Annotated in this window: 6 protein-coding genes; 4 read left to right on the top strand and 2 right to left on the bottom strand. The window is 68.0% G+C overall.

The window, feature by feature from the left end; genetic code table 11:
* The first annotated feature begins 362 nt into the window (after positions 1 to 362).
* The 4 genes from QCD68_RS16410 to QCD68_RS16395 all read left to right on the top strand — a co-directional run bounded on the left by QCD68_RS16410 (position 363) and on the right by QCD68_RS16395 (position 5,842).
* Positions 363 to 2,003 (top strand): peptide ABC transporter substrate-binding protein, encoded by a 1,641-nt coding sequence (locus QCD68_RS16410; RefSeq protein ID WP_111075732.1) that lies wholly within the window; start codon positions 363 to 365, stop codon positions 2,001 to 2,003.
* A gap of 230 nt (positions 2,004 to 2,233) precedes the next feature.
* A complete protein-coding gene (locus QCD68_RS16405; protein WP_204608988.1) occupies positions 2,234 to 3,163 on the top strand; it encodes an ABC transporter permease in 930 nt (309 codons plus the stop codon).
* Entirely contained in the window at positions 3,153 to 4,103 is a 951-nt protein-coding gene (locus QCD68_RS16400; RefSeq protein ID WP_301223789.1) for an ABC transporter permease, read from the top strand. Before QCD68_RS16405 ends, QCD68_RS16400 begins: the two co-directional genes overlap by 11 nt.
* On the top strand, positions 4,100 to 5,842 hold the full coding sequence (locus tag QCD68_RS16395) for a dipeptide ABC transporter ATP-binding protein (protein WP_111075678.1): 1,743 nt from the start codon (positions 4,100 to 4,102) through the stop codon (positions 5,840 to 5,842). Before QCD68_RS16400 ends, QCD68_RS16395 begins: the two co-directional genes overlap by 4 nt.
* 171 nt (positions 5,843 to 6,013) lie before the next feature.
* Here the strand turns inward: QCD68_RS16395 and QCD68_RS16390 are convergent, their stop codons facing one another.
* Positions 6,014 to 6,613 (bottom strand): hypothetical protein, encoded by a 600-nt coding sequence (locus QCD68_RS16390; RefSeq protein ID WP_221851187.1) that lies wholly within the window; start codon positions 6,611 to 6,613, stop codon positions 6,014 to 6,016.
* Between the two features lie 178 nt (positions 6,614 to 6,791).
* Positions 6,792 to 7,271 (bottom strand): peroxiredoxin, encoded by a 480-nt coding sequence (locus QCD68_RS16385; RefSeq protein WP_111075676.1) that lies wholly within the window; start codon positions 7,269 to 7,271, stop codon positions 6,792 to 6,794.
* Between the last annotated feature and the right edge of the window lie 178 nt (positions 7,272 to 7,449).

The following is a 7,449-nucleotide window of genomic DNA, read 5'->3' as shown; positions in this document are numbered from 1 at the left end:
GCCCGTGGCGGGATCGCCACGGGCCTCCCGTCCGTCTGTGGTGCGGTCGTCACGACCGACGATCGCGCATCATGCGGGGTGGAGCGCTCCGAATGCAAGCGGTTGCGGACAACACCTGTGGTTCACCCGGGCGTCACCTCCACGCTGCACGGACGTTGATGCAAACGCAATGGATCGGCGGCGCTCCGTCCCAGACGCGGGGATGTTGCAGGATGCCGCAACGATCCTGCAACTTGGTTTCGGGCGTGTAACCGATGCGCCCAGGGTTTGGTCGGTCCTCTCTGCACTGCCTACAGTTCAGGAGTCAAACGTGCCGGGAGGGACCTCTGTGCCCGGCGCGTCCCATGCACCAGGAGGAACTCTTGATCAAGAAGCGCGCTGGGCTCACTGCCCTCGCCGTGCTCGGGGCCACAGCAATTGCCCTGACCGGCTGCTCCGGCAACGGTGGCGGAAGCGGCTCGGGCTCCGGCTCCGGCTCCGGTTCGGCCAACGCCGCCGGCATCGTCACCACGAACGGCAGCGAACCGCAGAACCCGCTCATCCCGTCGAACACCACCGAGACCGGTGGCGGCAAGATCATCACGTCGCTGTTCGATGGTCTGTTCACCTACGACGCCGACGGCAAGCCGGTGAAGGAACTCGCCAAGAACGTCGAGACCACCGACTCGAAGACCTTCGACATCACGATCAACTCGGGGTGGAAGTTCACCAACGGCGAGGCGATCACCGCCGAGTCCTTCACGAAGGCGTGGAACTGGGCAGCCCAGAAGTCCAACGCCCAGGGCGCGAGCTACTTCTTCGAGAACATCGAGGGCTACGACGCCGACAAGGACTCCGAGCTCACCGGCCTCAAGGTCAAGAGCGACGACGAGTTCACGGTGACGCTGAAGTCGGCGCAGTCGGACTTCCCGCTGTCGCTCGGCTACAACGCCTTCGTGCCGCTCCCCTCGGTCTTCTACAAGGACACGAAGGCCTTCGGTGAGAACCCGATCGGCAACGGTCCGTACAAGCTCGACGGCAAGAGCGCCTGGACGCACAACCAGGACATCAAGCTCGTCACGAACAAGGACTACCAGGGCAAGCGCAAGCCGAAGAACGGTGGTCTGACGATCACGTTCTACACGTCCCAGGACACCGCGTACTCCGACGCCCAGGGCGGCAACCTCGACGTCCTCGACGCCGTGCCGGACGCCGCGTTCTCGACCTACAAGTCGGACTTCCCCGACTCGAACGTCAACCAGGCCGCCGCGATCTTCCAGGCGATCTACCTGCCCTACTACCTCGACCACTGGAAGGGCGAAGAGGGCAAGCTCCGTCGCGAGGCGGTCTCCCTGTCGATCAACCGCAAGCAGATCACCAACAAGATCTTCCAGGGCACCCGCACCCCGGCCAAGGACTTCACCTCCCCGGTGATCGACGGCTGGACCGCGGACCTCAAGGGCTCCGACGTCCTCGACTACAACAAGTCGGAGGCCAAGAAGCTGTGGAAGCAGGCCGACGACATCTCGCCGTACAACGACACGCTCACCATCGCGTACAACGCTGACGGTGGACACGAGGCCTGGGTCACCGCGGTGACCAACTCGATCTCCAGCACGCTGGGCATCAAGGCCGAGGGCAAGGCACTCCCGACGTTCGCCGAGGCGCTCGCGCTGCAGACGGACGACAAGCTCACGGGCGGTAGCCGCACCGGTTGGCAGGCCGACTACCCGTCGCTGTACAACTTCCTCGGCCCGACCATGGGCAAGGGCTCGTCGAACAACTACTCGCGCTACGACTCGTCCGAGTACAACGAGCTGCTCGCCAAGGGCCGTTCGGCCTCGTCCGTCGAAGAGGGCAACAAGTTCTTCGACCAGGCTCAGGAGCTGCTGCTCAAGGACCTGCCCGAGATCCCGCTCTGGTACTCCAACGTGACCGGTGTCTGGTCTGCAGACAACGTGAAGAACGTCAAGTTCGGTTGGGACTCCGTCCCGCTGTACTACGACGTCGAGGTCACCAAGTAACACTCGGTCTCCTCGGAGACACATCGCGGACAGGTATCCTGCTCCGCGGCCAACCGGACGGGGGTTCGGGGACCACGGTCCCCGAGCCCCCGTACCACGGCGGTCAACACCTTCCCCCACGAACGCGGGCGCCGCCGCCCGCACCGGACACCCGTGCCGACCCTCGGACCGTCCACCCCTCACGACATGAACCTGAACGACATGCGCGCTGTGAACCAGGCAGGGATCTGATGCTCTGGTACCTCGGCAAGCGCCTCCTGCAGCTCATCCCCGTCTTCTTCGGGGCCACGTTCCTCATCTACTTCATGGTGTTCTCGTTGCCCGGGGACCCCGTCGCCGCACTGTTCGGCGACCGCCAGCCGTCACCGCAGGTGATCGAGGCGATCCGGCAGCAGTACAACCTCGACAAGCCCTTCTTCGTCCAGTACCTGCTCTGGATCGGTGGCCTGTTCCGCGGTGACCTCGGCACGACGTTCTCGGGCCTGCCGGTCAGCCAGCAGCTCGCCGCGGCGTTCCCGATCACCGCGCGCCTGGCGATCCTGTCGCTCGTCTTCGAGGCCGTCGCCGGCATCGTCGTCGGTGTCATCGCCGGTCTCCGTAAGGGCAAGCTGTTCGACGCGACGGCCCTCGTCGTCTCGCTGCTGCTCATCTCGGTGCCGACCTTCGTCGTCGGGTTCCTGCTGCAGTACGTGCTCGGCATCAACCTCGGGCTGTTCCGCGTGACGGTCTCCGGCCAGGCGCCCTGGTCCGAGCTCGTGCTCCCCGCCATCGTGCTGGCCTCGGTGTCGTTCGCGTACATCGTCCGACTGACCCGCGCGAGCGTCGCCGAGAACATGAGCGCCGACTTCGTGCGGACCGCCACCGCGAAGGGCCTGTCCCGCCGCCGCGTCGTCGGGGTGCACATCTTCCGCAACTCGCTGATCCCGGTCGTGACCTACCTGGGTGTCGACATCGGCAACCTGATGGTCGGCGCGATCGTGACCGAGGGCATCTTCAACATCCACGGTGTGGGTGGCACGGTGTTCCAGGCCGTCAAGCTCGGCGAAGGCCCCACGGTGGTCTCCTTCGTCGCCGTGATGGTCATCATCTTCATGCTCGCCAACCTCCTGGTCGACCTGCTGTACGCCGTCCTGGACCCGAGGATCCGTTATGCCAAGTAACACTGAACCCCGCTCGGCGACGCACTACGTCGCGCCGATCGAGGAGACTCCGCTCCTGGCGGTCGACCAGGTCAACGAGGACGAGAAGACCCGTTCGCTGTGGACCGACGCGTGGGAGTCCATGCGCCGCCGTCCCACGTTCTGGATCTCGTCGATCCTCATCCTGCTGATCATCGTCGTGGCGATCGCGCCCGGGCTGTTCACCCACGTGGACCCGCGCGCTGCGAACCTCAACGACAGCAACGAGGGTCCGCGTGCCGGCCACCTGCTCGGCTTCACGCGCCAGGGGTACGACGTGTACGCCCGCGTCATCTGGGGCGCGCAGAACTCGCTCATCGTGGGGCTGCTCGCGACCGTGCTCGTCACGATCGTCGGCATCGTGATCGGTGCCTTCGCCGGGTTCTACGGCGGCTGGCTCGACACGATCGTCTCCCGCATCGGTGACGTGTTCTTCTCGATCCCGACCGTCCTCGGTGCGATCGTCTTCATGTCGGTGCTCCCGGCGCGGAACGCCGTGACGGTGTCGCTCGTGCTCGCGGTGTTCGCCTGGCCGCAGATCGCCCGCATCATGCGCGGTGCCGTGCTCAGTGCGAAGCAGGCCGACTACGTCACCGCCTCCGCAGCGCTCGGCGTCAGCCGGTTCACCACCCTGGTGCGCCACGTGATCCCGAACTCGTTGGCACCGGTCATCGTCGTCGCGACGGTCTCGCTCGGCACGTTCATCGTGGCCGAGGCGACCCTGTCGTTCCTCGGCATCGGTCTGCCGGCGTCGGCACTGAGCTGGGGCCTCGACATCAACGCCGCGCAGTCGTCGATCCGCACCAGCCCGTCGACGATCTTCTGGCCCTCCGCCGCCCTTTCCATCACCGTGCTCGCGTTCCTCCTCCTCGGTGACGTGGTCCGCGACGCACTCGACCCGAAGGCGAGGGCCCGCCGATGAGCGAGACACTCACCTCGCCGAACGCCAAGGCGTCCGGCACCCCCGGCGCCCCGCTGCTGGAGATCACCGACCTGCACGTCGGGTTCAAGACGCAGAGCGGTCTCGTGCAGGCCGTCCGTGGCGTGAACATGACCCTCGAGCAGGGCGAGCGCCTGGCGATCGTGGGGGAGTCCGGTTCGGGCAAGTCCACGAGCGCCCAGGCGATCATCAAGCTGCTCCCCGGCACCGGCCAGATCACCGGCGGCTCGATCAAGCTGAACGGGCGCGAGCTCGTCGGCATGAACGAGAAGCAGATGGCCGAGATCCGCGGCACCGAGATCGGGTACGTCCCCCAGGACCCGATGTCGAACCTCAACCCGCTCTGGAAGATCGGGTTCCAGGTCGAAGAGGCCATCAAGGCCAACGGCATGGCGACCGGCAAGTCCGCGATCCGTGCCCGCGCGATCGAGGTCCTGCAGGAGGCCGGGCTCGGTGACGCTGAGAGCCGCCTCAAGCAGTACCCGCACGAGTTCTCCGGCGGCATGCGCCAGCGCGTGCTCATCGGCATCGGTCTGTCGAGCCGGCCGAAGCTGCTCATCGCCGACGAGCCGACCTCGGCCCTCGACGTCACCGTGCAGCGCGTCATCCTCGACCACCTCGAGAGCCTGACGCGTGACTTCGGCACCTCCGTCCTGTTCATCACCCACGACCTCGGCCTCGCCGCCGAGCGTGCTGAGAAGCTCGTGGTGATGTACAAGGGCCAGGTCGTCGAGGCCGGTCCGTCGAAGGAGATCCTGGCGAACCCGCAGCACCCGTACACGCAGCGCCTCGTCGCCGCGGCACCGTCGCTCGCCAGCCGTCGCATCCAGTCGAAGGTGCAGCACCAGTCCGTCGCGATCGCCGACAGCGGCAGCGAGGACGACGAACTCCTGGCCCGCGCCCACGCTCGTGAGAGCGCTCCGGCGAAGGACCTGATCATCGTCAAGGACCTGCAGAAGGTCTACAAGCTGCGTGGTCAGGGCATCGCGACCCGCGAGCTCAAGGCCGTCGACGGCGTCTCGTTCGCGATCCCGAAGGGCACCACCACGGCGCTCGTCGGCGAGTCCGGTTCGGGCAAGTCCACCGTCGCGAAGCTCGTCTTGCAGCTCGAGTCGATCACGTCCGGTTCGGTGCAGTTCGACGGCATCGACATCGGCGCGCTCAAGGGCAAGGACCTGTTCGACTTCCGTCGTCGCGTCCAGCCCGTGTTCCAGGACCCGTACGGCTCGCTGGACCCGATGTACAACGTCGGGAACACGATCGCCGAGCCGCTCAGCACGCACAAGGTCGGCGACAAGGCCTCGCGTCGCGCCCGGGTGCTCGAGCTGCTCGACCAGGTGGCCCTGCCGAAGTCGATGGTCAACCGGTACCCGAGCGAGCTGTCCGGTGGGCAGCGACAGCGCATCGCCGTCGCACGTGCCCTGGCGCTCAAGCCCGAGGTCATCGTCCTCGACGAGGCGGTCTCCGCCCTCGACGTGCTCGTGCAGGGCCAGATCCTGGACCTGCTCACCGAGCTGCAGTCGGAGCTCGGCCTGACCTACCTGTTCATCACCCACGACCTGGCGGTCGTCCGCCTCGTCGCGGACAACGTGTGCGTGATGCGCAAGGGCCAGATCGTCGAGAAGGCGACGACCGATGAGGTCTTCGCCAACCCGCGTGAGCAGTACACGAAGGACCTACTGGCTGCCATCCCCGGCGCCGGCTTCGAGTTCGGTCGCTGACCCGCACCACCAGCGACACACGGAACGCGCCGCCCCGGCTCCGGGACGGCGCGTTCCGTCGTTGCGGGCGGCCGGACGGGAGGCACGCCCCGCGTTGCGCAGGACTGCAGCGGTCCGGCGTCAGGGTGCGTCGGGCGGCGGCGGGCTCCGCCGGGCTCCGTCAGGAGCGGATCAGAGGCGTGCGCCGGCCATGCTGCCGGCGATGCCCAGGACGACGAGGGCGACGACTGCCCAGCCGTGCACGCGGTGGACGATCGGTGCAGCCGTCACGGTCGCCGGGGGAGCGCCGTCGTACTCGAGCGGTGCGGGCACCCGCGCACGCATCTCGTCGGCCGCAGCGGCGACGGTGACCGGCACCGTGCCTCCCGGCCGTTCGAGGGCGAGCCGTGCCGTCGGCCGCGGCGCGATCCAGACCCGCTGCTCACCCTGGTCGGTGACGACCTCGAGCCCGTACTTCGACCGCACGTCCTGCACGCGCCGCCAGGCGAAGCGCGTGGTCCGGCGGACGTCGACCACGACCAGCTCGTCCTCGGTCAGTTCGATGCGCGGACGCCAGAGGACCACCCAGGCGAACCAGGCGGTGAAGAGGGACGGCACCGGCACCAGCAACGCGGCGCGGAGGCCGTTCGTGAGGAGTCCGATGACGACGAGTGCGACCGCCACGACCCAGAGGGCGACGGCGAAGCGTCGGAGGTTCGTCGCGACGATCCGGACGGGCTCGGTCGGCCGGACGGGCGCGGTCGGCCGGGCGGGCGCGGTCGGTTCGGGCATGGGGGCAAGCCTAGGAGACGGCGGGTGCCCGATCGACGAGAGCGCCTCTCCGGGACCACCCACCGAGCGGACCAGACAGGCCGAGCGCGTACCGGCAGGAGACCCGATGTCCCGGAGAGGCGAACCCGGAGGTCTCAGGGCGTCCATCGTCACCCCGTCGGCCGCTCCTGTCAACGCCTCATTCGACGAGGAGCTCGATCTGGGCCCGGATGACCTCGGCGCGCGGGAAGCGGAGGCCGACCAGGCCCACGTGCCGCCACCGCACCAGGCCGTCCGGACCGATCACGAAGACCGATCGACGGAGTCCCAGTCCGGGTACGTGCACGCCGTAGGCGCGGACGACGTCGCCGGCGACGTCGGAGAGGAGGGGGAAGGACAGCGAGGCGTTCCGGGCGAAGCCCTCGTGCGAGTCGAGGCCCTGCGGGCTGATCCCCCAGACCACGGCACCGAGGTCGCGGAAGTCGTCGAGTTCCTGCTGGTACGAGCACAGTTGTGCGGTGCAGACGGGGGTGGCGTCGCCGGGGTAGAAGGCGAGCACAACCGGGCGACCGAGCTCGGCGGTGAGTGCGTACTCCGCGTCCGTGCGCACGCCGTCGCGGACGATCATGCCGGGGAGGGTGAAGTCCGGCGCCGCGGTGCCCGTCTCGGGGATGGCCATGGGGCAACAGTACGGTCCGCGCACTCGATGTGACGGGGACCGCACCGTCCGTGTCCTGCGAGAGCGCACACCGGCTCGCCGAAGACGCACGGTTCCGGATACACGAAGGGGGGGGGCCGCCCCCCCCGGCCCCCCCGGGGGGACCCCGGGCCGCGCCCCGGGGCCCCCGGCCCCCGGG

This window comes from Curtobacterium sp. PsM8, from assembly GCF_030433875.1.
Lineage (GTDB): Bacteria > Actinomycetota > Actinomycetes > Actinomycetales > Microbacteriaceae > Curtobacterium.
Note: the sequence above shows the minus strand (reverse complement) of the source record. Positions and strands in the feature narration are given on the sequence as shown.